Raw genomic sequence first — 24,192 nt, forward strand, 5'->3', positions numbered from 1 at the left:
CGCGAGGCCTCCGGGCCGCAGGCGCCGCCCCCGGCCCGGCCGCAGCAGTACGCCGCCCCGGCGGCTCCGCAGCCGCCGCGGAACGCCCCGCACCCGCCGCCCCCGGGCCCGCAGGTGCGGCAGGGCGCCCCGATGCCGCCCGGGCCCTACGGGCCGCCGCCCGGCGGTCCGCGGCCGCCGCACCCGCAGCGGCCTCCGCAGGGCCCTCCGCCGCCGCAGTACCGGCAGCCGCAGAACGGGCAGCCGCCGCACCCGCCGCAGGGACCGCACCAGGGGCCTCCTCCGGGGCGTCCCCCGCACGCGCCGCAGCGTTCCCCGCAGGGGCCGCCGGTGCCGCCCGGGCACCCGCAGCAGAGGCCGCAGCAGCCCCCGCAGCCGCCCGTCCGCGACGACCGGCGCCCGCCGGCGACCGGTCCGAGGCCGGGAGCGCCCGGTCCCGTTCCGCCGCCCGCTCCGCAGGCCCCGGCGCCCCAGCCGGTCCCCGCCGCCGAGGAGCGCGCCTCCGACGTGCCCGAGCCCGAGCAGCTGCCGCCGCTCGGCGCCGAGCCGTCCGCGGCCCCCGCCGAGGAGCGGCAGGGGGACGACGCGTTCGACCCGGCCGAGATGACCGTGCGCCTGGGCGCCCCCGACCCGGTGCCCGCCGCCGAGCCGCTCCCCGAGACCCCGGCCGCGGAGCACGCCGAGCCTTCCGGGCCCCCCGGGCCCTCGGCGTACACCGAGCCCTCCGAACCTTCCGTGTCTTCCGGGAGCGCCGTCCGGGCGGACGAGGAGGAGGACGGCGAGGACGACGAGTTCGAGTCCACCGTCCGCCTCCAGCCCGGGGCGGCCGCTCCGGACAGCGCCACCGTCCGCCTCGGAGCGGGGCCGCGCGACTCGGCGCTGGCCGAGCGGCTCGGCGAGGCGGCCCCGCCCGCCGACGCCGCGGCTCCCCCCGCCCCGGCGGAGGAGGCCCCGCAGCAGTGGGAGCAGGCCCCCGCAGCGGCGCCGGAGGCGCCGCAGTGGGACGCGTCGGCCGCCTATGCGGAGAGCGGCGCCCAGCCGGCGCAGCAGTGGGAGCGGCCATCGGACGAGGCGGAGCAGTGGGGCCCGGCGGCTCCCGCCGAGGCGCCGCAGCCCGCTCCGCAGCAGTGGGAGCAGGCTCCCGAGGTGCCGCAGTGGGACGCGTCGGCCGCCTATGCGGAGAGCGGCGCCCAGCCCGCGCAGCAGTGGGAGCAGCCGCCAGCCGAGGCGGTGCGGCCCGCCGCCGAGACCGGTGGTCACTCCCCCTACCAGTGGGACCAGGCGCCGGCCGAGGCCGCGCAGCCCGCCGCCGAGACCGGCGGTCAGGCCGGGTACCAGTGGGAGCAGGCTCCGCCCGCTCCCGCGGAGGCCTCCCAGGAGTGGCAGCAGAGCGCGGCCCCGGCCGCGGCGGAACCCTCCGACCAGTGGCGGCAGTGGGAGCAGGCCGCTCCCGCGCCCGCCCAGGAGCAGGCGTGGTGGGACCCGTCGGCCGCTCCCGCCCAGCCGCAGCCGTCCGCCGCGGAGAGCGGCGGTCAGCAGCCGTACCAGTGGGACCAGGCGCCGGCCGAGGCCGCGCAGCCCGCCGCGGAGAGCGGTGGCCGGCAGCCCTACCAGTGGGACCAGGCGCAGCCTCAGGCCGAGGCGGCGCGGCCCGCCGCCGAGACCGGCGGCCAGTCCCCCTACCAGTGGGACCAGGTGCTCGCCGGGACCGAGCAGCCCGCCCCGCAGGCGGCCCCCGCTCCGCAGCAGTGGGAGCGGCCCGCCGATCAGGGGTGGGCGCAGCAGGCCCCGTACCAGCCGCAGTACCCGGCGACCGGCGGGCAGCAGCCGTATCCGCAGCAGGGGCAGCCGCCCCAGGCCCAGCAGCCGCAGATGCAGCCGGTCCAGCAGCCCTACGAGCAGCCGCCGGTGCCGCAGGGGCCGGAGGACCTGGACACCGCCGCGCTGGTCCGCGGCGGCGGGGCGCGGAAGAACAAGCCCGGCAAGGGCTGGCGCAAGGCCGTGCACGCCATGTCCCTCGGGCTGGTCAACCCGGGGGAGTCGGCGGCGGACAAGCGGCGCAACGAGCTCGTCGCGCGGGCGCGCACGCACGTCGCGGGCGGGCACCACCGGGTGGCGGTGCTCAGCCTCAAGGGCGGGGTCGGCAAGACGACGACCACTGTCGCGCTGGGCTCGATGCTGGCGTCGCTCCGCGGCGACCGGGTGCTCGCCGTCGACGCCAACCCCGACCGCGGGACGCTCTCCGACAAGGTCCGGCTGGAGACCGCCGCGACCATCCGCGACCTGCTCAACGAGCAGCACATGATCACCCGCTACGCCGACATCCGCGGGTTCACCTCGCAGGCGATGAGCCGGCTGGAGATCCTCGCCTCCGACCGCGACCCCGCGGTCTCCGAGGCGTTCAGCGAGTCGGACTACCGGGAGGTCTCCCGGCTGCTGGAGCACTACTACTCCATCTGCCTGACCGACTGCGGGACCGGCCTGCTGCACTCGGCGATGCGCGGCGTGCTCGGCCTGGCCGACCAGGTGGTGCTGGTCAGCTCGCCGTCGGTGGACGGGGCGCGCAGCGCCAGCGCCACCCTGGACTGGCTGGAGGCGCACGAGTACGGCTACCTGGTGCGGGGCGCCGTGGTGGTGCTCTCCATGGTCCGGCCCAGCGGCAAGAGCTCGGTCGACCTCGACCGGCTGGAGCAGCACTTCGCGAGCCGCTGCCGCGCGGTGGTCCGGGTCCCCTGGGACTCCCACCTGGAAGAGGGCGCCGAGGTCGACCTCGACCGGCTGGCCCCGGGCACCCGCGACTCCTACCTCAAGCTGGCCGCGACCGTGGGCGAGGCGTTCGCCTGGCCGCGCTGACCGGACGGGACCCCTTCCCGCAGCGGAAAGCCTCCTGCGGGAAGGGCCCCACCGGCGGATGTGAGCTAGCATCTGTCGAGGCGCCGGGAGCGCCACCAGGAGGGTTCGCATAGCGGCCGAGTGCGACGGTCTTGAAAACCGTTAAGTCCTTCCGGGGCTTCGTGGGTTCGAATCCCACACCCTCCGCAGCGAGCAGCGAAGACCCTCGCCCACCAGGCACGACGCCGACCGGGCGGGGGTCTTCGCCGTCTCTGGGGGATGCGGCCGCATGCCGCCGTGAGCGGCCCGAGGCGGGTGGCCGCGGAATGTACGCGGAATGCTTCCGCAGGTGTCTGCGCAGGTCAGTGCCGACATACAGAAAGGGGCGGAGTCCGGGGCCCGGGCTGACCGGCGGACGCCGCCCTGGTGGGAGCGGCACGGGCCGGGGAGCCGGGGCGGGCCTCCCGGAAAACGGGCTTGGGGATGTCCGGAAGGGGTTATCGTGTGCCGCGCCCCTCTTTCCCGCCGGCCTCGTTCCCCCGGAGGCCGCCGGCGGCCGCGACCGGTGAGCCCTGCGCCGGGCGGGTGAACACGCAGGTGGGTGCAGGCGGGGTCGTGCTCGCACCACCGTGTGCGGGAGGGTGTGCCCCTGCCGAGAGGGGTGTACGGGATATCGTCCGGATCGGTCCGGCCCGCCTAGGGTCGTCGATCTGACGAAGGAGCGATCGATGACCCCTCCGACCGCGTTCCCCGAACGCGACCTCTTCCTGGACGCGCTGCGGCTGCTGGTGATCGTGCTCGTGGTGGCACAGCACTGGTCGCTTCCGGTGCTGTCCTTCTCCGCGGCCTCGGACACCCTGTCCATGGGGAGCGTCCTCAACGCCGAGGGCGGCTTCGCGGTGACCTGGATCGTCCAGGTGATGCCGCTGATCTTCTTCGTCGGCGGCGCGGTGAACGTGCTGAGCCGCCGCGCCTCGGCGGCCAAGGGCACCACCGCGTCGGAGTGGCTGGCCAAGCGGCTGCGCCGGCTGGCCTGGCCGGTGATCCCGCTGGCCGCCGCGTGGATACCGGCGGCCTACCTGCTGGACGCGGCGGGCGTCCCGGAGCAGCCGCTGCGGGTCGGTACCGAGGCCGCCGGGATCGTGCTCTGGTTCCTCGCCGTCTACGTGCTGGTCGTCGTCGCCACCCCGGTGCTGGTGCGGGCCGAGGACCGGTTCGGCTGGGCGGTGCCGGCCGCGCTGCTGGCCGGGGCCGCGGTCGTCGACACCGTCCGGTTCGCCACCGGCGCGGACGCGCTCGGCTACGCCAACATCGCGTTCGTCTGGCTCGGCCTGCACCAGCTCGGGTTCCGCTACTCCGCCGGGGCGATCGGCCGCCGCGGGGCCGCGGCGATGGCGGCCGGCGGGTTCGGCGCGGCCGTCGCGCTGGCCGCGTTCGGCCCCTACTCGCCCAACATGACCGGGGTGTTCGCGGTGGAGGCGTCCAACGCCGGCCCGCCGACCCTGGTCCTGGCCGGGCTGGGCGTCGGCCAGATCGGGCTGGCGGTGCTGCTCCGCGACCGCATCGCCGGGTGGGTCGCGCACCCGGCCCCGGCGCGGGTGCTGCACTGGATCGGCCCCCGGCTGATGACGGTCTACCTGTGGCACATGGCGCCGCTCTCCCTGGTCGCCGGGGTGCTGGTGCTGGGCCTGGGGATGCACACCCCCGCTCCGCTCTCCGGCGCCTGGGCGGTGTGGTGCCTGGTCGGCGCGGCCCTGGTGCTGCCGCTGCTGTGCACGGTGGTCGGCTGGGCGGTCCGGTTCGAGGAGCCGCCGCGGGCGCTGCGCGGCGACCCGGGGACGGCGCGGATCCTCGGCGCGGCCGCGCTGACCGGCGGCGGCCTGCTGGTGCTCACCACCGGCGGGCTGGGCACCGGCCCGGTCCCGCTGCTCGGCGCCCTGGCGGTCTGCGCGGGCATGCTGGCCACCCTGCCCTCGGTGCGGGTGCCCAGCCCGGCCCCGGTCGGCTGAGGCCCGCGGGCGGGGCCGGGGAGGGGCGCACGGCCCGTTCCGTCCGGGGCAGGGGGTGGCGCCGCTAATTACTCGTGAGTAACATGACCGGCATGACGACGATGAGCGCCGAAGCGGCGGAGATGGTCAAGTCCGGCTTCCTCGCCGCGGTCCCCTTCGCGCGGACCCTCGGGGTGTCCTTCGAGGAGATCGACCACGGCCGCGCCGTGCTGCGCCTGCCGGACAACGCCGACCACCACAACCACGTCGGCGGACCGCACGCCGGCGCCATGTTCACCCTGGCCGAATCGGCCTCCGGGGCGATCGTCATCGGGACCTTCGGCGACCAGCTGGAGCGCGCCGTCCCACTGGCCGTCTCCGCGGAGATCCGCTACCGCAAGCTGGCGATGGGCGACGTCATCGCCGAGGCGAAGCTGGGCCGCACCCGCGAGGAGGTCCTCGCCGAGCTGGACGCCGGCGGCCGCCCCGAGTTCCCGGTCGAGATCGAGCTCCGCACCGAGGACGGCACCGTGACCGGGCTGATGACCGTGGTCTGGACGCTCAAGCCGAACAAGTCCTCCTGACCCGGCCCGACCTGCGGTGGACTGTCGGCACCGGTGGGTACGGTGACGGCAGTCTCCGGCCCGCGAACAGGGGCCGGCCCGCCCGTGGGAGGTCCGAGTGAAGTTCCGAGTCGACCGAGACGCGTTCGCCGACGCGGTCGCCTGGACCGCCCGGGCGCTGCCCGCCCGGCCCGCCGCCCCGGTCCTCGCCGGGATGCGGCTGGAGGCCGCCGAGGACGGCCTGCGGCTCTCCGGGTTCGACTACGAGGTCTCGACCCGCGCCCGGGTGGACGCCGACATCGAGGAGCCCGGCGAGGTGCTGGTCTCCGGGCGGCTGCTCGCCGAGATCGCCCGCAGCCTCCCGGCCGAGCCGGTCGAGCTGCACACCGACGCGGCGCGTGCCCTGCTCACCTGCGGCAGCGCCCGGTTCACCCTGCTCACCCTGCCGCTGGAGGACTACCCGGTCCTGCCCGAGATGCCGGGGAGCGCGGGATCGGTGCCGGCCGACCGGTTCGCCGCCGCGGTGCGCCAGGTCGTCCCGGCGGCCGGCCGGGACGACACCCTGCCCATGCTCACCGGGGTGCACCTGGCCTTCCGCGGCGACGCCCTCACCCTGGCCGCCACCGACCGGTACCGGGTGGCGGTGCGCCGGATGCGGTGGCGCCCGGAGGACCCGGAGCTGTCCGCCTCGGCCCTGGTGCCCGCCCGCACCCTGCACGACTTCGCCCGCTCGCTGCCGTCCGGCGGCAACGTCGGGGTGGCGCTCTCCTCGCTCCCCCTCGGGAAGGCGGCCGGCTCCTCCCGCGGGGAGGGGATGATCGGCTTCGACACCGGCTCCCGGCGCACCACCTCGCGGCTGATCGACAGCGACTTCATCGACTACGAGCCGCGGTTCCCGGCCGAGGCGGCGGCCCGCGCCGAGGTGCCGGTGGCCGCGCTGGCCGAGGCGGTCCGCCGGGTCGCCCTGGTCGCGGACCGGAGCACCCCGCTGCGGCTCTCCTTCACCGAGGGGGAGGTCGTGCTGGAGGCCGGCTCCGGCGACGACGCGCAGGCCGCCGAGGCGCTCAGCGTCGCCTACCGGGGCGAGCCGATGCGGGTGGCGTTCGCCCCCGGCTACTTCCTGGACGGCCTGGGCGGGGTGGGCACGGAGACGGCCTGGCTGGACTTCACCCTGCCGACCAAGCCGGTGGTGATCTCCGAGGTCCCCGAGGAGGAGGGCGGCAAGCCCGACTTCCGCTACCTGGTGATGCCGCTCCGGGTCTCCTGACCCCGGGCGATGCCCTCGAAACCGCGGCCCTCCCGGCGAAGCCGACGGTGGGGACCGGCCGGCCGCCCGGCCGGCCGATCGGCCAGGGTCAGTCCGGGCAGCCCTCGTTGCTCTGCACCTCTTCGGTGTCGAGCGGGACGAGTTCGTAGTGGAGGGTGCGGTAGCGCAGGAGGCGGTGCGAGATGGGGACCGCCCAGCGCTGCAGTACCGGGTGGCGGCGGCCGAGGAGGAGGGAGGCGTGCCGGCTCTCCGGCTCGGTGAGCAGGCGGACCCGGCCGTGCACCGGTTTGCCGCGGGGCTCGCCGCGGAAGGTGCTCGGGCGGAGGTCGGCGAAGGGGTGGCCGCCGAGCCGCTTGGCCTTGCCGGAGTCCTCCCAGGTGCGGAAGATGATGCGGCCCTTGTCGACCACGTAGCTGACCGGGGTGTCCACGCCGGTGACCCCGTCGTCCCGGTAGGTGGTCAGCAGGCCCGTCTTGTAGTCGCGGAACGCTTTCAGGAGCGCGGTTGCGTTCATCCTCGGTGACTCCCTGGATCCATGGCTGGTACTGAGCAGCCTTCCCAGGAGAGTGACGCTCGTCACTTTTTGCCGGCGCTTTGGCGGCGGTGGGATGCGCGGCAGGGCGGAATCCGCCTTATCCACAGGCAAGGCCCGGAAATCGGGGGTTATCCACAGCAATTTTCCGGGTTGTGCACAGAGTTATCCACAGGGTGACCCCGTCAGGGGAAAACCCCGGCGATCATTCGCCCTCGGTGATCCGGCCGCCGCCGTCCCCGCCGACCGCGGTCTCCATGCCCAGCTGCGCGGAGCGGCCGCGCAGGTAGCCGGCGCGCGCCCCGGCCCGGTGGTGGGTGCGCTCCGGCCGGGTCGGCTTGAGCTGCGGGAAGCGGCGCTGGAAGTCCTCCTTGACCCGGTCCACATCGCTGCGGAGCACCAGGTCGGCGCCGACCGGCGCGGGATCCTCCGCGGAACCGGAGCCGGAGCCGCCGGCCGCCGGCTCCTCGCGCAGCCGGGCGCGGAACTCGCGGATCCGCTCGGCGACGGCGTAGCCGTAGGCGCGGATGAACGAGCGGTAGAACCGGCTCCGCTCGCCGGCCAGCGCGGACCGGTCCAGGTTGCGCAGCTCGCGCAGGTCGGCGATGTGGTTGCGGGCGGTGAACCGGGCGGAGGCCTCCATCTGCAGGGTGATGGAGGGCAGCAGCACGCGCAGCGAGTCCAGCGCGGAGACGGTGCCGACGATGATCAGGGTCCGCTCGGTGTTGGCGGAGGTGTTCCCGCGCACCGCCGACTGGCAGCCGAACGCGGCGGCGATCCCGGCCAGCGCCTTGACCCGCGCCTTGCCGTGCCCGCCCACACCGGAGACGGGGAAGTCCAGGCGGGAGACGGACTCCGCCTCCTCGCCGCGCTGGGCGCGCGCCTCCGCCTCGGCGATGGCGTGCCGGGTCATCAGCTCGGCGGCCTTGGCGGTGAACGCCTGGCTCTCCGCGTCGGTGACCGCGGGGTCCTCGGCCATCCGGAGCAGGGCACGCACCCGCTCGACCATCTTCTGCCGGGCGGGCTCACGGTTCTCGGTGGTCTCGGTGGTCAAGGGGCTCCTCTCAGCGACCCTGACCGAGACTACCCGCCGATGCCCGGCGGCGGTCAGCTACGGCCGCCGGCCACCGTCCCGATCACACCGAGGATGACCCAGAGCACGGCGGCGGTGAGCAGGCCGGAGCCGATCGCGCCGAACAGCCCGCCGCCGAAGACCAGCGCCACCGCGGCCACGCCCAGGGCGCCCGCGAGCGCCGGCGCACCGGCGAACTTCCACGGGTACTGCGCGGCCCAGCGCTTGGCCCGCCGGTCGCCCTTCTTGCCCAGCAGCGCCACCGCGCCGCCGATCAGGGTGAAGAAGAAGACACCGGCGGCGAGCCCCGAGCTCACCGAGAACGAGTTCAACAGGAAGAAGGCGATGCCGCCGACGGCGCCGCCGCCGAGGGCCGTCCCCCACGGCCACATCATCGTCGCCGAGGCGACCGGGGTGAAAGCGTTGCCGCGCTCCAGCGTCATGTCTGCTCCTCGCGAGTGGTGCGGGCGTTCCCGCCCGGATCCGGTCGGGTCCCAGGCTCGCCTTCCAGACTGCCCGCGTGCCCGCGGGAGTGCATCAGGGCCCATCCCTGACTTACCCCTGACCCGTCGGCCGTGCACGTCGACAGGTCAACGAACGGCGCCGCCGGGGAGTGCCCGGGCCTCCGCGCCCCGCGGAGAGCAGCGGGTATACCGTTCCCGGATGACCCGATTCCGCGTCGTCGACGCCTTCACCGACCGCGCCTTCAGCGGGAACCCGGCCGCCGTCCTGGTCCTGGACGAGCCCTGCGCCGACGGCCGGGCGCAGCGGGTGGCCGCCGAGTTCAACCTCTCCGAGACGGCCTTCGCGGTCCGGCTGCCGCCCGGCTCGGCCGCCGACTACGAGCTGCGCTGGTTCACCCCCGCCGTCGAGGTGGACCTGTGCGGCCACGCCACCCTGGCCACCGCGCACGCCCTCGCCGAGGACGGGGTACGCGGCGAGGTCCGGTTCGCCACCCGGAGCAGCGGCGTGCTGACCGTCGCCGAGCGCGGCGGCGTGCTGTGGATGGACTTCCCGGCCAACCCGCCGGCCCCGGTCGAGGTGCCGGACGGCCTCGCCGCCGCGCTCGGCGCCGAACCGGTGCGCGCCGCCGCGGCCGGCACCGGCGACCTGCTGGTGGAGCTGGAGTCCGAGGACGCGGTGCGCGGCCTGGACCCGGACATCGCCGGGCTGGGCGCGTTCGCCGAGCGGGGCGTGGTGCCCACCGCGCCGGCCGCGCCGGGCCGCCCGTACGCCTTCGCCTCCCGCTTCTTCGGCCCCAACGTCGGCGTGCCCGAGGACCCGGTGACCGGCAGCGCGCACACCGCGCTCGCCCCCTACTGGGCGGAGCGGCTGGGGCGCACCGCGTTCGACGCGGTGCAGTGCTCCGCGCGCGGCGGCCTGCTCTCCCTGGAGCTGCCCGCCGGCGCCCCGGGCCGGGTGCGCATCGGCGGCACCGCGGTCACCGTCTCCGAGGGCGAACTCCGGCACTGACCCTGAGCCGCCAGCCGCCAGGGCGCTGATCCCGGCGCCGCCGCGGCGCCGCGCCACCGTCTCGACGCCGGTCGCGACGCCGGCGGCGCCGAGGCCGACGGGAGCGGCGCGGGGCCGGTCAGGCGCAGTGCACCAGCGGTTCCAGCCCGGCCTTCTCCAGCAGCCACTCCGGGGCGGCCGTCCCGGTCCGCCCGGTCCGGTCGGTGACGGCCAGCACCGCGCGGCCGCCGGCGGAGCGGGCGGCGCCCGCGGCGTCGGCCGAGGCGGTGCCGCGGGCGATGGTCACCCCGGGCACCGGCGCCACCTCGGCGGCGGTGACCAGGTGCACCCGGGGGAACCAGAGGTGCAGCGGGGGCAGCGCGAGGTGGTCGGGGAGCGCGTCGCCGGGCACCCCGGACCCGGCCAGCCCGGCCAGCGCGTCGCGCAGCTCGGCCACCGCCTCCTCGCCGGTGCCGCCGCTCCGGGCCAGCACCGCGTCGGCGTCGACCACCAGGTCCAGCCGGGACGCCAGGGCGCCGCGCAGCAGCGGCCAGATCTCCCCGAAGGCGGGCAGCAGCGGCAGCTCCTCCACCCGGTCCACCGGGACCCAGCGGATCTCCCTGCTCTCCGCGTTCCTGTTCGAGAACGCGCCCATCGCCTGCGAGCGGGCCAGCACGGTGTCGTAGTGCCAGGTGCCGCGGGCCGCCCGGTGCACCGCGGACACATCGATCGGCCCGAGCTCGCCGGCCACCTCCTCGCCGAACTCGCGCAGCGCGCCGTCCACCGAGGACTCGCCGCTGTCCAGAGCGCCCCCGGGCATCCCCCAGGTGTCCCCCTGGTGGGTCCAGGCGGCCCGGTGCTGGAGCAGGACGTGCGGCGCCTCCCCATCGCTCCCGGGGGCGTGCAGCAGCACCCCGGCCGCACCGTAGAGCCCCCATCGCTCCGAACCGTCGGGCAGGGTCACCCACCCGTCGCCGTCTCCTCTGCTCACCCGGTCCTCCTCAGCAGCTCGCACGGTCCCGCTCCCGTTCTTACCGCACCCGGCCGCGGAGCGGCGGCCGAATCCGGCCAAGGCGGCGGAGGGCGCCCGGGGGTCGCTAAGATTCACCCGCGATGACCAGGCAGATCCCCTTCGCCGCGTTACTGCCCCTGTACACACTGGACCTCGTCCGCCGGTACTGGGCGCCACTGCTGTGCGTCTGGCTGCTGGGCGACTTCGCCCACCGGATGGCCATGCGCGGCATGGCGAAGCTGGTCGCCATCGAACCCTACTTCGGCTACGCCGTGCTGGGGATCGTGCTGGTGCTGCAGCTGGCCGCCTACATCATCATGTTCCACCTGCTCCGGCCCGGCCTGCCCACGGTGGACGCCGAGTACCGCAGGGCGCGCGGGACCGGGGAGCGGCGCGGCATCGCCGAGGCCGAGCGGAACCTGGTCGACGCGGTGGCCATGGCGATCCTGCCGTTCCTCATCTTCTACAGCGCCTGGGACCTCATCGCCGAGGAGTACCGCAGGTTCCTCATCGCCACGGTGAACCAGGAGGGCATGGAGTTCCTGCTGGACATCGGGGCGATGGACGCCACCGGCCCGCTGATCGCGATGGCGCTGCTCGCGTTCGGCCTGCGCGCGTTCTTCGAGTACGTCTACGACCAGACCGGCAACAAGACCACCGGCGTGCTGACCGCGCTGTTCGAGTCCACCTGGACCTTCCTCGCGCTGTTCAGCGTGGTCGACCTGCTCGGCAAGTTCTGGAAGTGGGTGGACACCCGGGCCGCGACGGTGGCCGTGCACGACACCCTCAACGCCGGCCTGGCCTGGGCCAACGGTCTGGTCACCCCGTTCCCGCTGCAGGAGCTGGTGCTCGGCGCGATCGGCGCGGCCACCGCCCTGTGGGCGATGCTCAAGGGCGGGTTCATCGAGCCGCTGCTCTGGCTGACCATCACCGCGGTGGTGTTCGGCGCCCAGATGGACCGCTACACCGGCCTGTTCCGGAAGGGCACCCGCGCGGGCCGGCTGGAGCAGGCGATCACCGGGCGGCGCGGGCCGCTCCGCACCGCCGCCGGGTGGGTCCGCCGGGACATGGGCGACAAGTACGTCCCGTTCCTCAACGCGTTCCGGTTCATCCTGGGCACCAGCCCGGTGTTCTACCTGTCCTTCTCGCTCTACTACGTGCTGGTGGAGCTCGGCTTCGACTGGCTGGAGCGCGGGGTGTTCGTCGCCGTCGGCCCGGCCGAATGGCTGGGCTGGTGGTGGCCGTGGATGAGCCCGATCGAGGTGGTGCTGGACGCCGCCAAGTACATGCTGCGGATCTGCCTGCTGGCCGCGACCTTCGAGCTGATCCTGCGCAAGGTCGGCGGGGAGAGCATCGGCCGCCGCGCCCGCGCCTCCACCGGGGCGGCCCTTTCGCGTTGATCTTGGACTCATCGACCGGTCCCGGACTGCGGCCCCGTACAGGTGGGTTTTCCTAGACCGGTCGATGAGTCCAAGATCAACGCAGGTCAGGGCGCCGGGCGGCTCAGTTCTTCTTCTCGGCCCGGAACTCCGCGGCGACCGGGGCCCGCGGGTGCTCCTCGTCCTCGCCGCTCCCGGTGTCCACCTGCACCTGGAAGACCAGGGAGTCCACCGCGTCCTCGGGCACCAGGAAGCTGACGATGACCCCGGCCTTCTCGCCGGGCGGCAGCGGCTCGCCCTCCGGGTCGGCGCAGCCGCCCAGGCCGGGGGTGACGGCGCCGGCCTCGGTGACCGCCGCGCGGGTGGAGAAGGAGCCGTCCGGCCGCCACACCCGGCCCCGCCCGTCCTCGGCCCGGAAGTCGCAGCTGAGCAGCTTCTCCGCGGCGGCCTCGTCGGACGGGACGGCGCGGAACAGCACGTCCACCAGGCTGATGCCCGGCGGGGGCGGTTCGGCCTCGCCGAACTCGTCCTGCAGGAAGCCGCGGACCTCCCAGGAGCTGCCGGCGAGGTCGGCCCGGCCGCCCTGGGCCGGCACCGGGTCCGCCGGGACGGCGCCGCTCTCGGCCAGCTTCCGCTCCTCCAGCCACCACGGCACCGCGACGGAGACCGGGAGCAGCACCGCGACCGCGGCCACGTAGGGCAGCTGGAGCCTCTTCCACAGCGGGGGCACCGTCACCTCACGCCTTCCGGATCTCGCTCTGCGGCACGGCCACCGCCTCCTCCGCCCCGTCGACCGCCTTCTTCAGCTCGGAGCCGCTCAGCTCCAGGTCGACCAGGGCCGAGCCGGACAGCCGCCGGTCCAGCCCGGAGAACACGTTGAACCGGACGGAGGGGGAGGCCAGCCGCTCGGGGGGAAGCTCGAACACCACGGCGCCGCGCCGGGGGATCCCCGGGGAGAACGCGTCGCCGATCGACCCGAGCGCGTTCATCGACACGCCGGAGGAGCCGTAGGTGGTGCCCTCGCCGGTCTCCAGCTCGGCCTCGACCCGCTCCAGCGTCCGCTCCGCGGCGGTGATGTCGGCCGTCACCACCACCCACACGCCGTTGGCCTCGACGGCGCCGTCCGCCGCCCCGGCGTCCGCCTCATCGCCGCCGAAGGAGAAGCCGGACTCGTCGTAGACGGACCGGGCGAAGGCGACGTCGACCACCTCGACGGTGAACGAGCGCGCGTCGACCGGCTCGGACGCGGCCCCGGACGCCTCGATCGGCGCGGTGCGGTCCTCGTCGTCGTGGATCCGGAGCGCCTGGGCTCCGAGCAGCAGCGCCAGCAGCACGGCCGAGGCCAGCACCGTCGACGCGCGGCCCGAGCGGCGCCGGGCCGGCCGGGGGTCGGGGGCGGCGCGCATCCGGCTCACCCCTTCTCCAGCGGGAGCGTGTAGACGCCCGCCGTCTTGTCATCGGTCCACCAGCGCTTGGCGGGATCGGTGAAACCGGGCTCGAACTTGGCGCCGGTCACCGTGATCTCCGCCTTGTCCACCTCGGCCAGCTGCGCGGAGACGTCGTCCGGCTCGGCGAGGAAGTCCTCGCCGAAGGTCTCCTCGGCGGTCTTGATCTTGTCGTCGGCCGGGTCGCCCTCGGCCAGCGTCCAGACCAGGACGACCTCCTCCGGCATCTTCGGCTGGAGGTCGCCCAGCTCGGTGTCGGGCAGGCGGACCAGCCGGACGCGCATCGTCTCGGCCTTCAGGTCCTTGCGCCCGAAGTCCACCTTGAACAGGGTGTTCAGCTGCGAGGCCGGGACGGGCTCGTCCGCCAGCGACTCCAGCTCCGCGCGGACCTCCAACCGGTACCCGCCCAGGTCCGGGTCGGCGCCGACGGAGGCCTCGTGCAGCGTCGCCTTCAGCAGCTTGTTCTGCACGGCCTTGCCCGGCTCGGCGGTCTTGAACTGGACCGCCTTGGCGTCGTCCAGCCCTCCGGTGAGCCAGAGGGCGACCAGCAGCAGCGCGATGACGGGCGCGCCGGCGGCGGCCAGCAGGACACGCCCGCGCACGGTCCGGGGGAGCGGGAGGTCCGGGCCGTCGTCGAGGTCGGGCAAGTGGTGCGCCACAAAAGGGAAGCTTAAGGGGCCCAGGGGAGGAGAGGGGAACGAGCGGCCGAATGAGGACACCGCGCCCGGCGCCGCCCGCACCGCGCCGAGCAGGCGCCGCACCGCCCCGCGGGCCCGTTCCCGGCCCGAAAGCGGGTTGAAAGCGCTGCGGAAGACGGCCTCTCTAGGGTTGGACCCGTTCGGCGACATCCGGCACCCGCGGGAGGACGGCCCGCGGGTGCCGCGTCGGCGGACGGTGAAAGGCCGCACGAACACGGCGCAGTCCTCCGAGAGAAACGGAAGTGGAAGCATGCTGCTGGTCGAGCAGGGTGTTGTCGACGAAGAGTTCTCCCGGATCGTCGAAGGCCTCGACGCTCCAGCCCCGGTCCCCGGCCCGGCCGCGAAGATGAAGCCGATGGAGGAGGACGGGAACTCCCGCCAGGAGGAGATGGAGCCCTGGGAGGACGAGGACGACGCCGCCGGTATCGACATCGAGTGGCCTTGAAGTGGGACGGGGCCTGCCGGATGTGCAGGCCCCCGCGACGACCGGAAAGGACGGGGGCGGGGATGGTGCTCACGGTTGCCCCGGAAGCGGGATTCGAGGAGATCGTGGCCGGGCTCGGCCTGGGCGCGGCGGCCAAGCTGAAGCCCTACGAGGACCCGGTCCCCGTGCAGGAGCGGGAGCGCGAGGAGGAATCCGCTCCCGCGCGCGAGGGCGAGGGGTCGGAGAAGGCCCCGGTCGAGCGGGAGCGCTGAAAACCGGTTCCGAAGGACCGAGCGCGGGCGCACACCGGCGCGGCAATACGCGGCGGTGAATGGGGAGGGCGCCCGCGCTCTCCGGTGATCCGCAAATGGCCTTGGTACAGTGCCGTTTGTGGATTTCGGCGTGCTCGGCCCCATAACCGCATGGGAAAACGGAGAATCGGTGCCCGTCGGGGGGCCGAGGCAGCGCTGTGTCCTGGGCGCACTCCTGGTCGACGTCGGTAAAGAGGTGCCGATCGACCGGCTCATCTCCCACCTGTGGGGCGACGATCCCCCGCGCACCGCGCGCTCCGTCGTCCAGGTGCAGATCTCCCACCTCCGCCGGGCCTTTCCCGGAACCATCGTCACCACCCCCGGCGGATACCTGGCCGACGTCGACCCGGTCCGCGTCGACCTGCACCGGTTCCGCTCGCACGTGGCGCGGGCCCAGGCCGCGGCCGACCCCGCCGAGGCGATCGCCGACTGGGACCGCGCCCTGGAGTGCTGGCGCGGCCGGCCCTTCTCCGGCACCGGATCGGAGCGGCTCTGGTACGCCCTGGGCCAGCCGCTGCTGGAGGAGCGCTGGGCCGCGGTGGTCGCCTGGGCCGAGTGCGCGTTCGCGCTCCGCCGCCACACCGAGGTGGTCACCCGGCTGTCGCCGCTGGTCCGTGAGGAGCCGCTCCGCGAGCGCCTGCGCTACCTGCTGATCTCCTCGCTGTACCGGAGCGGCCAGCGCGCGGCCGCGCTCGCCGCCTACGAGGACAACCGCCGCCACCTGGCCGAGGAGCTGGGCGTCGACCCCAGCCCGGAACTGGTCGAGCTGCACCAGCGGATCCTCACCGACACGGAGGGGGAGCCGGAGCCCGCGCCGCCGGCGTCGGCGCTGGAGGACACCGCGCCGCAGCAGGTCCTCCAGGTCGACGCGGCCGCCTGGTCGCCCCGGAACGACCTGCCCCGGGACATCCCCGACTTCACCGGCCGCCAGGAGGACCTGGGCCGGCTGCTGGCCGCCGGGGAGCAGGGCGCCGACGTGCACGTGGTCACCGGGCCGGGCGGGGTGGGCAAGACCGCGCTCGCGGTGCGCGCCGCGCACCGGCTGGCCGGCCGCTACCCCGACGGGCAGCTCTTCATCGACCTGTACGGCTACAGCCCCGACCAGGAGCCGCTCCGCCCCGAGGCCGCGCTGGGCGTGCTGCTGCGCGCCACCGGGGTGCCGCCGGAGGCGGTCCCGGAGAGCCTGGAGGAGCGCTCGGCGCTGTGGCGGGCCCGGCTGGCCGGCCGCAGGGTCCTGGTGGTGCTGGACAACGCGGTCGGCCACGCGCAGGTCGCCGCGCTGCTCACCGCCGGGCCCGGCTCGCTCACCCTGGTCACCACCCGCAACGACCTGCCCGGCCTGGGCGGGGCCGGGTACGTCTCGCTGGGCATGCTCGACGAGGGCGAGTCGATGCAGCTGCTCGGCACGGTGCTCGGCACCGAGCGGGTGGAGCGCGAGCGGGACGCCGCGGCCGAGGTGGTCCGGCAGTGCGGCGGGCTCCCGCTGGCGCTGCGCATCGTCACCGGACGGATGCTGAGCCGGCCCCGGTGGACGTTCGCCCACGTCGTGCAGAGGCTGAGCGAGCAGCGGCGGCGCTTCCGCGAGCTGCAGGTGGAGGGGCAGAGCGTCGAGGCGGTGTTCGAGCTCTCCTACCTGAGCCTCACCCCGGAGCAGCAGCGCTCGTTCTGCCTGCTCGGCATGATGATCGGCGGCAGCGTCGACCTGTTCGGCGCGGCGGCGCTGCTGGACCTGGAGGCCCCGGACGCCGACGACCTGCTGCAGGAGCTGGTCAGTGTCTGCCTGCTGGACGAGCCCGGCGCGGACCACTACCGGTTCCACGACCTGATCGGCGTCTACGCCCGGCACAAGGCGAAGAGCGCGCTGCCGGAGAAGGAGACCGACGCGGCCCGGTGGCGGCTGGCCGAATATTACCTGGGGACCGCGAATAGGGCCTCGGATTTCCTCGGCCCCCGGGCGCACGAATACGAGGTGTCCGTCGAGAAGAAGTCACGCTACGAAAACGAAATCACCGAACGGAGTCAGGCGGTTTCCTGGTTCGATATCCACCAGGACAACCTCGCCTCGGTGGTGGATTTCTTCGCCTCCGTCCGGGCCGGCGAGCACGCCTGGCAGATCGCCGATTCGGTGTGGCTGTACTACGCCTCGCACGGCCGCACCGAGCTGCTGCTCGCCACCCAGGAGAAGGCGCTGGAGGTCAGCCGCCGCCAGGGCAACGAGCGGGGCAGCGCGGTGACGCTGGTCGGACTGGGCATCGCGCAGTTCATGGCGGGTCGCTTCAACCTCGCCCTCGACCTGCTCAACGACGCCCGGAAGATCCTCGACCGGATGGGCGACCACCAGGGCCTGATCCGGGTCGACGCCAACCTGGCCATGATCTACGAGCGGCTCGGCCGGTTCACCGATGCACTGGCCTCGCTCGAGCAGGTGATGGGCTTCGTCGAGGAGTCCGGCGACCGGCGGCTGATCCTGCTGCAGACCCTGAACATCGGCGCGGTCAACCAGGTCATCGGCGATTACGGTGCGGCGATCGCGGCCGGGCGGACGGTGCTCGGCGCCGCGGAGGAGGACGGCGGGGCGGAGCTGCGCTCGGCCGCGCTGCGGGTGATCGGCGAGTCCAGCGCCGGCCTGGGCGACCACGAGGCCGCCTTGCAGCACCTGGAGGAGGCGGTGGAGGTCGCCCGGGAGGGCGGCAACCACTCCGATCAGATCTACGCCCTCAACGGCCTGGCCATCGCGCTGCGCGGGGCGGGCCGCCCGGAGGACGCGGTCGACGCCCACCAGAGCGCCTACGAGCTGGGCCGCAGGGCCGGGGTGCGGAACGCCGACGCGGAGATCCTCGCCGAGCTCGGCCGGACCCTGGCGGTGCTGGGGCGGCGCGAGGAGGCCCGCACCGCCCAGGAGAAGGCGCTGCGCATCGCCCGAGAGCGCAAGGAGCGCTACCCCGAGGCCCGCGCCCTGCTCGGCCTCGGCCTCCTCGACCGGGAGGAGGGGGCCGGCACCACCGCCGAGGACCGGCTCACCGCGGCCGCCGCGCTCCTCGGCGAACTGGGCGTCCCCGAGGCGGCCGAGGCCCGCGCCGCCCTGGGCGGCTGACCGCGGCCTTACCCCGATGATCTCGACGTTGCGGGGGTATCAGAGCGCTCTGATACCCCCGCAACGTCGAGATCGTCGTTTTCAGTAGCCGGCCCAGGCCTCCGGGTCCTGCTCGTAGCCGATGACCGAGGGGTCGAGCAGGGTGGAGGGGCGGACGTCGCCGGTCGCCTCCAGGGAGCGGTCCTCCGGGAAGACCTCGGCCGCCTGCAGCACGGAGCCGCTGAGGAAGCGCAGGTCGGGGGCGTCGGAGGGGAGGCCCAGCGGGGGGCCGTCCCCCTCGCCGCCGCCTTCGGGGGCGGCCAGGAAGTACCCCCAGTCGCCGAAGCTGGGCACGTCCACGTGGTACGGGGTGGTGGCCCAGCCGGCCTCCTCCAGGGAGGCGCCGATGCCCCAGTAGGCCTTCGGCGCGAAGAACGGCGAACCGGCCTGGACCGCGAACCGGCCACCGTCGGCCAGCGCGTTGCGGACCAGCCCGTAGAACTCCACCGAGTAGAGCTTGGCGGTGCCGACGTCGTCGGGGTCGGGCATGTCGGCGATGATCGCGTCGTAGCGCTCGCCGTTCTCCCGCAGCCAGTTGAAGGCGTCGGTGTTGACCACCTCCACCCGGGGGTCGTCCAGGGAGTCTCCGTTGAGCTCGGAGATCTCGGGGTCGGTGCGGGCCAGCCGGGTGACGGCCGGGTCGAGGTCGACCAGGGTCACCGACTCGACGTCGGGGTAGCGGAGGATCTCGCGCACCGCCAGCCCGTCGCCGCCGCCGAGCACCAGCACCGAGCCGCGCGCCCCGTCCAGCACCGGGTGCACCAGCGACTCGTGGTAGCGGTACTCGTCCAGCGAGCTGAACTGCAGGTCGCCGTTGAGGAAGAGCCGGGTGTCCCGGCCGTCGGAGGTGCGGGTGACCACGATCTCCTGGTAGTCGGAGCGCTCCGCGTGCACGATCGGGGCCCGGTAGAGCGCCTGCCGGGCGGTCACCTCGAACCGGCCGGAGTAGGCGAACGCGGCCGCGAGCACCGCGACCACCAGCACCATGGCCGAGGTGGTCAGCACCCGCGACCGGCGCCGCAGCGACGAGCGGAACAGCCACAGCACCACCCACATGCCCACCACGGCGTTGACCGCGCCGACGATGAGCGCCCCCTCGACCAGCCCGAACACCGGCAGCAGCAGGAAGGGGAAGGCCAGGCCGCCGATCAGGCCGCCCACGTAGTCGGCGGCGAACAGGTCGGCGACCGCGTCGGCCGCGTCCTGCCGGCGGATCCGCTGGATCAGCTCCATCAGCAGCGGGATCTCCGCGCCGATGAGCGCGCCCACGGCGAACGCGCACAGCACCAGCGCCGGCTGGTACAGCGACAGGTAGGCGTAGGCCGCGTACAGCGCCAGCACCGACAGCCCGCCGACCAGGGACAGCGCCCCCTCGATCACGGCGAACCAGAACGCGGGCCGGGCGGTCAGCCCCTTGGACGCCAGCGAGCCGACGCCCATCGCGAACACCATCACGCTGAGCACGATGGAGGCCTGGGTGATGGTGTCGCCCAGCAGGTAGCTGCCCAGCGCGACCAGGGCCAGCTCGTAGACCAGGCCGCAGGCCGCGCAGATGAAGACCGCGAGCAGCACCAGGAAGCGTGCCGCCCGCGGCGGGACCGGGAGCCGGAGGGGGGATCCGGAGGGGCCGGTCAAGAGATGGCCGCGGCGACCACGAGGGCGACCGCGATGTGCGCCGAGGCGTTGATCCAGGCGGCGGGCTGGAGGTCGGCGTGGGTCACCACGGCGCCCAACTTACCGGGGGTGAGCAGGTCGATGACGACGAAGGAGAGCCCCATCAGCACCAGCCCGATCACGCCGTAGACGCCGGTCAGCAGCAGGCCCTCGGCGAGGGGGCCGGTGCTGGTGTAGACGGCCATGGCCACCACCAGGGCGACGCCCAGCGTGTTGGCGGCCAGCACCAGGGTGGCGTTGGGGTTCTTGTCGGTCCAGATCAGGGCGTGCAGCTTGCCCGGGGTGAGCACGTCGACCAGCAGGTACCCGAGGGCCATCAGGACCATTCCGAGTACGCCGTAGGCGAGGCAGGCGAGCGCCTCGTACACGATGAACACCGTTATCCGCTCCTATTCATGATGCTCGCGTTCACTTGCCCCAGCCCGGGCCGCCGCCGCGGTACCCCGAGCCGTTCCGGTGGCCGTCGCCTCCGCCGAAGAACCACCAGCCCCCGCCGGAGGAGCCGCTGGAGGAGCCGTGCGAGGAGGTGGTCCGGCAGCCCACGTAGATGTATTCGCCGTCTTCGTACTCGTAGTCGCCGCGGTCGTCGTTGTACACGTACCGGCCGTCGACCAGGTCGTAGTCGCCGCAGTCCGGGCGCCCGCCGCCGCTGCTGCAGGCGGCGATCAGGAAGACGAACAGGACCGCCAGCAGGCCCAGGGTCAGGAATATCTTTCCGGCGCCGGACGCGCCGCTCTCGTCGTTCACGGTCGTTCGGTCCTCCCAGGGAGGTCGGGGGGAGAGAGGTGCGTCTCGGTGCGCACCAGCTCACCGCTCTGCGGATAGGAGTGCCAGGTCGTCCAGTGCAGCCGCCCGGGCCCCGGAGAGCCGGCGGCGAGCGCGGTGACGGCGGCCGGGTCGCCGGGGAAGGACGCCGCGACCGAGGCCGGATGCGCCTCGGCGGCGGCGATCAGGGCGGCCACCCGCTCGGTGAGGGCGTCCGCGCCGTGCCGCTCGACGGTGCTGCGGAACCGGTAGCCGAGCCGGCCGGGGAGCTCGCGCCGGGCCGACTCGGGCAGCGGCCGGGCCTCCCGGCCGGGATCGGCCAGGCAGGCGACGGTCTCGGTGAGCAGCGCGGCCCCGGTGCCCGCCGCGGCGACCGCGACCTGGTGCGAGGCGCCGAGGACGCGCAGCTCGACCCGGTACCCGGCGATCCGGGCGCGGGTCCGGGCCAGCGCGGGAAGCCCGGCGTGCTCCAGCGACCAGGAGAGGTCGGCGGCGCGGGTGTCGGTGAACGGGACGTCCACGGCGACCGCGCCGAGCAGGGGGGCGGGGGAGGGCACGGGTCAGGCCTCCGGGGCGTCCGTGGACGGGTAGACGGTGATGTCGCCGCGGTTCACCACGGTTCCGGTGGCCGCCTCCCATCGGCCGTGGTCGAACCGCTCGAAGGAGAGCAGCGACCCGTCGGCGGCCTCGTAGTCGGCGTAGTCCATGCCGCCCTGGGCGCGCAGGCCGGTGGTGCCCTCGGAGCGGTAGGAGGCGCTGCCGCGCTCGGTCAGCCGGTAGGTGGTGCCCTCCAGCTCGACGGTGCGGCCGTGCGGGGTCAGCTCCAGGTCGGGGCGGCCGGTCCAGAGCGCCATCTGCAGGTCGGGGTCCTCCTCCACGGAGAGCCAGCGGCGGCCGCCCTCGACCTCGATGAAGTGCTCGGCCCAGACCGCGCCGCCCTCGGACAGCCGCAGCGAGCCGCGGATCCAGGCCTGCTCCGCGCCGTACTCCAGCATGTCCCCGGCGCGCAGCGAGAGCGGGTCGCCGCCGGTCTCGCCGATGTCGGCGAACGGGTCGCGGGGCGGCTCGGGCGCGGCCGGAGCCGCCGCGGGCCGCTTCCGCAGCAGGACCACCAGGAGCGCCGCGACCACGATCGCCAACACGGCCACCAGCAGGAACAGGATCACTGTGGTGTTCAAGCGGGGGCTCCCATCGGTACTTCGGCGTGCACGGTCCGGCCCCGCCACCCGGGGCATCGGGGGGTAGGACGAGGAAGGGGCCGGGCGGGTTCCCGCCTGGCCGCGACCGGACGTATCGTCTCAGACCGCGCCCCGGCCGAGGGAGGGCGGTACGCCCCGGACCTTCGGCGGAGCCACGCCGGCAGGGCCGCGTCGGCCTCGGGCCGGGATCAATGCCTCGGGGACGGCGGCACGTTCCACCGCCCGGCGGCCGCCCGCTCCCGCAGCAGCGCGTCGTCCCCGTGCGCCCGGCACAGCCCGCCGTGCACCGGCCCGCCCTCCCGCGGCCGCGGGCACCCCTCCCGCGCGCACCGCCGCCCGCCCAGCCGCACCCGCCGCTCCCGCACGTCGTCGGCGTGCGCGGCGCAGTACGGAGCCCCCTCCGCCAGCCCGATGCAGTCCGGCACCGCGCACACCCGGTCCCCGTTCAGCCACCTTCCCAGCAGCACCCACCAGGGCGCCTGCCACTCCGCACCGTCCATGCCCAGAAGGTCCGCCCGCCCCCGGCCCCCGGCAACCGCCGCGGCCGCCTCCGGCCGTTCTTCTCTGCAGAGGTTTCACCCCGAGTCCCCCGCCGCCCCCTGCGGCTCCTCCGCCCCGCGGACGCGTGTCGGACCCCGCCCCTACACTCCGCGCCCATGACGCCCCCCTTCATCTCCTCCCGAGCCCCCTCCCACGAGATCTGCGACCTCGACCTCGTCACCGTCGACGGCCGCCCCCTCTTCGTCTGCGCGGACGGAGGCCCGCGGGTGTACACCTGGGACCCGTCCGACGACCGCTGGACCGAGTACCGGCTCCGGCAGCCGTACCGCCCGGACGAGTTCCACGCGCTCTACGGGTTCCTCCCGGAGGAGGACGACGACTACAGGATCACCGCCGTCTGCGCGGCCGTCGCGGACGGCCGGATCGTGGTCGGCGGCGGCAACTACGAAGAGCCCTTCGCCCAGTGGGACCTGCACACCGGCGCCGTCCGCGAGCACGCGAGGCTCGACCACGGCGGGGTGCAGACGGCGGTGAGCGCGGCACCGGGCGGGCGCCCGCACTTCATCGTCGGCGACTGCAGCGCGTTCCCCGCCTTCCTGCGCGTCTGGGACGCGTCGCGCGGCGGCGGGGACGGCGACGGCGCCGCGGCCGCCGAACCCGCCCGGTGCGACGGGCACGGGGACAGCGTCGGCGGCATCGCGGCCGGAACGCTGGACGGCCGCCCGGTCCTGGTCTCCGGCGGGTGGGACGGCCTGGTGATGATGTGGGACGCCGGCGGGCGGACCCTGCTCAGGGAGTTCGAACCGGCCGTCTCCGTCATGGGCCTCGGCCTGGCGGACGTGGACGGCCGCACCCGGGTGGTGGCGGTCGGCGAGGGCGAGGTGGTCCTGGGCGACCCCGGCACCGGCGAATGGCAGGACTGCATCGACATCGCCGGCGAGCGGCCCGACGGCGACGAGGACGACGAGGACGACGAGGACGACGGCTCCGCCGTCACGTGCGCGGACGTCGGCACCGCGGCCGGCCGCCCGATCGCGGTGACCGGCTCGGACGACGGCGCGGTCCACGTGTGGTCCCTGGAGGAGCGGCGCCTCCTCCACGGCCCGTTCACCGAGCACGAAGGGGAGATCCGGGCCGTCCGCATCACCGCGCTGGACGGCCGCACCGCCGCCGTCGCCGCAGGCCGGGACGGGGACGTGCACGTGTGGCACCTCGACTGACCCGCACCTCCGCCGCAACCGCCGGACCCTCTCCGCCCTTGCGTGTGCGAGCACTCCCGAACGTCCGCTAGACTTAACTCCGTTGCCACGGGGTGTAGCGCAGCTTGGCAGCGCGCTTCGTTCGGGACGAAGAGGTCGTGGGTTCAAATCCCGCCACCCCGACGTGGTGGAACGCCGGGTCCGTACGGGCCCGGCGTTTCGTATTGGGGCCGAATTCGTCTCCAGCGAGAGCCCCGGCGGGCCCGTCGGCGGCCTTCCTTCCGGTGAGGGCGCCGGTGCGCGGGCGGTGCGGCAGGGCCGGGCCGTCTCCGGGCCGGGAACCGTTCCAGGGCCGCTCGCGTCCACTCGCACGCGAGCGGTGCGGAGGCGGGAGGCGGAGGCCATGGCCGAGGAGGAATCCGGCGGCGCCGGGCAGGGGGCGGCCCCGGTCGGTCGGGCGGCGGTGGCGGTGGGTGCGCTCATCGGACTCGTCTGGCCTGCGGTGCTGCTGCTGCCGGCGACCGGCGTGCTGCTGCCCTTCGTCGACAAGCCCTGGGCGTGGGACGGCGGTGAGGCCGCCGCCGTCATCGTGCCGTCGCTCGGGGGAGCGGTCCTGGCGGTCCTCCCGGTGGTCGGGCTGCTGCGCCGGCTGCGGGTGCCGAGCCCCTGGGCGACCGCGGCGACCGGGCTGCTCCTGGTCTGCCCGGCGGCGCTCGCCCTGGTGTGGTGGGGGGGCGGGGGGGGGG

At 74.7% G+C, this 24,192-nt stretch carries 24 protein-coding genes and 2 tRNA genes; 13 read left to right on the forward strand and 13 right to left on the reverse strand.

The genetic code is table 11. From position 1 onward, the window contains the following. Nucleotides 1–507 precede the first annotated feature (507 nt). The 5 genes from D459_RS37080 (at nt 508) to dnaN (ending at nt 6,650) form a co-directional block, all read left to right on the forward strand. A complete protein-coding gene (locus D459_RS37080; RefSeq protein WP_241485111.1) occupies nt 508–2,853 on the forward strand; it encodes a MinD/ParA family ATP-binding protein in 2,346 nt (781 codons plus the stop codon). Nucleotides 2,854–2,951: 98 nt separating this feature from the next. Then, nucleotides 2,952–3,039, forward strand: a tRNA-Ser gene (locus D459_RS0123320). A gap of 521 nt (nt 3,040–3,560) precedes the next feature. Further along, entirely contained in the window at nt 3,561–4,841 is a 1,281-nt protein-coding gene (locus D459_RS32495) for an acyltransferase family protein (protein WP_017595423.1), read from the forward strand. A 101-nt stretch (nt 4,842–4,942) separates the two neighbouring features. Further along, nucleotides 4,943–5,404, forward strand: a complete 462-nt coding sequence (locus D459_RS0123330) for a DUF4442 domain-containing protein (protein WP_017595424.1) — start codon at nt 4,943–4,945, stop codon at nt 5,402–5,404. Between the two features lie 97 nt (nt 5,405–5,501). Then, nucleotides 5,502–6,650 carry a DNA polymerase III subunit beta gene (gene dnaN, locus D459_RS0123335; protein ID WP_017595425.1) on the forward strand — a complete coding sequence of 383 codons (1,149 nt, stop codon included), beginning with the start codon at nt 5,502–5,504 and terminating at the stop codon, nt 6,648–6,650. A gap of 88 nt (nt 6,651–6,738) precedes the next feature. Here the strand turns inward: dnaN and D459_RS0123340 are convergent, their stop codons facing one another. The 3 genes from D459_RS0123340 to D459_RS0123350 all read right to left on the reverse strand — a co-directional run bounded on the left by D459_RS0123340 (nt 6,739) and on the right by D459_RS0123350 (nt 8,697). Next, nucleotides 6,739–7,164: a PPOX class F420-dependent oxidoreductase gene (locus tag D459_RS0123340; protein ID WP_017595426.1), complete on the reverse strand. Its 426-nt coding sequence runs from the start codon at nt 7,162–7,164 to the stop codon at nt 6,739–6,741. A 223-nt stretch (nt 7,165–7,387) separates the two neighbouring features. Beyond that, a complete protein-coding gene (locus tag D459_RS0123345; RefSeq protein ID WP_026120692.1) occupies nt 7,388–8,191 on the reverse strand; it encodes a DUF2786 domain-containing protein in 804 nt (267 codons plus the stop codon). Between the two features lie 98 nt (nt 8,192–8,289). Next, nucleotides 8,290–8,697 carry a hypothetical protein gene (locus D459_RS0123350; RefSeq protein WP_017595428.1) on the reverse strand — a complete coding sequence of 136 codons (408 nt, stop codon included), beginning with the start codon at nt 8,695–8,697 and terminating at the stop codon, nt 8,290–8,292. A 220-nt stretch (nt 8,698–8,917) separates the two neighbouring features. Here D459_RS0123350 and D459_RS0123355 point away from each other — a divergent pair, with 220 nt between their 5' ends. After that, the gene (locus D459_RS0123355) at nt 8,918–9,727 is read left to right on the forward strand and encodes a PhzF family phenazine biosynthesis protein (protein ID WP_017595429.1); all 810 of its coding nucleotides are present in this window, start codon (nt 8,918–8,920) and stop codon (nt 9,725–9,727) included. A gap of 118 nt (nt 9,728–9,845) precedes the next feature. Here the strand turns inward: D459_RS0123355 and D459_RS0123360 are convergent, their stop codons facing one another. Continuing rightward, nucleotides 9,846–10,697, reverse strand: coding sequence for an NUDIX domain-containing protein (locus tag D459_RS0123360; RefSeq protein ID WP_040710888.1), 852 nt, complete (start codon nt 10,695–10,697; stop codon nt 9,846–9,848). A 122-nt stretch (nt 10,698–10,819) separates the two neighbouring features. On the opposite strand from D459_RS0123360, the gene D459_RS0123365 reads away from it, so the two are divergent. Further along, the gene (locus D459_RS0123365) at nt 10,820–12,118 is read left to right on the forward strand and encodes a hypothetical protein (RefSeq protein WP_017595431.1); all 1,299 of its coding nucleotides are present in this window, start codon (nt 10,820–10,822) and stop codon (nt 12,116–12,118) included. A gap of 103 nt (nt 12,119–12,221) precedes the next feature. Here the strand turns inward: D459_RS0123365 and D459_RS0123370 are convergent, their stop codons facing one another. Genes D459_RS0123370 through D459_RS0123380 form a run of 3 tightly spaced genes read right to left on the reverse strand, consistent with a single transcriptional unit; the run spans nt 12,222 to nt 14,201 of the window. Further along, nucleotides 12,222–12,833, reverse strand: a complete 612-nt coding sequence (locus D459_RS0123370; protein WP_017595432.1) for a hypothetical protein — start codon at nt 12,831–12,833, stop codon at nt 12,222–12,224. Between the two features lies 1 nt (nt 12,834). Continuing rightward, a complete protein-coding gene (locus D459_RS32500) occupies nt 12,835–13,503 on the reverse strand; it encodes a hypothetical protein (RefSeq protein ID WP_017595433.1) in 669 nt (222 codons plus the stop codon). Nucleotides 13,504–13,508: 5 nt separating this feature from the next. Then, nucleotides 13,509–14,201: a hypothetical protein gene (locus D459_RS0123380; protein ID WP_026120693.1), complete on the reverse strand. Its 693-nt coding sequence runs from the start codon at nt 14,199–14,201 to the stop codon at nt 13,509–13,511. A gap of 289 nt (nt 14,202–14,490) precedes the next feature. On the opposite strand from D459_RS0123380, the gene D459_RS0123385 reads away from it, so the two are divergent. The 3 genes from D459_RS0123385 (at nt 14,491) to D459_RS0123400 (ending at nt 18,069) form a co-directional block, all read left to right on the forward strand. Continuing rightward, nucleotides 14,491–14,685 (forward strand): hypothetical protein, encoded by a 195-nt coding sequence (locus D459_RS0123385; RefSeq protein WP_017595435.1) that lies wholly within the window; start codon nt 14,491–14,493, stop codon nt 14,683–14,685. 62 nt (nt 14,686–14,747) lie between these two features. After that, nucleotides 14,748–14,936, forward strand: a complete 189-nt coding sequence (locus D459_RS0123390; RefSeq protein WP_017595436.1) for a hypothetical protein — start codon at nt 14,748–14,750, stop codon at nt 14,934–14,936. 169 nt (nt 14,937–15,105) lie between these two features. Then, nucleotides 15,106–18,069, forward strand: a complete 2,964-nt coding sequence (locus D459_RS0123400) for an AfsR/SARP family transcriptional regulator (protein ID WP_241485112.1) — start codon at nt 15,106–15,108, stop codon at nt 18,067–18,069. Nucleotides 18,070–18,150: 81 nt separating this feature from the next. Here D459_RS0123400 and D459_RS0123405 read toward each other — a convergent pair whose 3' ends face one another. The 6 genes from D459_RS0123405 to D459_RS32505 all read right to left on the reverse strand — a co-directional run bounded on the left by D459_RS0123405 (nt 18,151) and on the right by D459_RS32505 (nt 22,246). Next, nucleotides 18,151–19,743 carry a polyamine aminopropyltransferase gene (locus D459_RS0123405; protein WP_017595438.1) on the reverse strand — a complete coding sequence of 531 codons (1,593 nt, stop codon included), beginning with the start codon at nt 19,741–19,743 and terminating at the stop codon, nt 18,151–18,153. Next, nucleotides 19,740–20,159: a DUF350 domain-containing protein gene (locus D459_RS0123410; RefSeq protein ID WP_017595439.1), complete on the reverse strand. Its 420-nt coding sequence runs from the start codon at nt 20,157–20,159 to the stop codon at nt 19,740–19,742. The genes D459_RS0123405 and D459_RS0123410 overlap by 4 nt, the downstream gene beginning before the upstream one ends. A gap of 31 nt (nt 20,160–20,190) precedes the next feature. Further along, nucleotides 20,191–20,529: a hypothetical protein gene (locus D459_RS0123415; protein WP_017595440.1), complete on the reverse strand. Its 339-nt coding sequence runs from the start codon at nt 20,527–20,529 to the stop codon at nt 20,191–20,193. Continuing rightward, the gene (locus tag D459_RS0123420) at nt 20,526–21,104 is read right to left on the reverse strand and encodes a DUF2617 family protein (RefSeq protein WP_017595441.1); all 579 of its coding nucleotides are present in this window, start codon (nt 21,102–21,104) and stop codon (nt 20,526–20,528) included. The genes D459_RS0123415 and D459_RS0123420 overlap by 4 nt, the downstream gene beginning before the upstream one ends. Before the next feature lie 3 nt (nt 21,105–21,107). Beyond that, a complete protein-coding gene (locus D459_RS0123425; protein ID WP_040710890.1) occupies nt 21,108–21,725 on the reverse strand; it encodes a DUF4178 domain-containing protein in 618 nt (205 codons plus the stop codon). 209 nt (nt 21,726–21,934) lie between these two features. Then, a complete protein-coding gene (locus tag D459_RS32505; protein WP_017595443.1) occupies nt 21,935–22,246 on the reverse strand; it encodes a hypothetical protein in 312 nt (103 codons plus the stop codon). 156 nt (nt 22,247–22,402) lie between these two features. Between D459_RS32505 and D459_RS0123435 the strand changes: the two genes are divergently transcribed. The 3 genes from D459_RS0123435 to D459_RS35920 all read left to right on the forward strand — a co-directional run. Then, nucleotides 22,403–23,467: a WD40 repeat domain-containing protein gene (locus tag D459_RS0123435; protein ID WP_017595444.1), complete on the forward strand. Its 1,065-nt coding sequence runs from the start codon at nt 22,403–22,405 to the stop codon at nt 23,465–23,467. A gap of 88 nt (nt 23,468–23,555) precedes the next feature. Continuing rightward, nucleotides 23,556–23,629, forward strand: a tRNA-Pro gene (locus D459_RS0123440). 220 nt (nt 23,630–23,849) lie between these two features. After that, on the forward strand, nt 23,850–24,192 hold a 343-nt coding region (locus D459_RS35920; protein ID WP_026120695.1), incomplete at its 3' end, for a hypothetical protein.

The organism is Nocardiopsis potens DSM 45234, from assembly GCF_000341105.1.
Classification (GTDB): domain Bacteria; phylum Actinomycetota; class Actinomycetes; order Streptosporangiales; family Streptosporangiaceae; genus Nocardiopsis_A; species Nocardiopsis_A potens.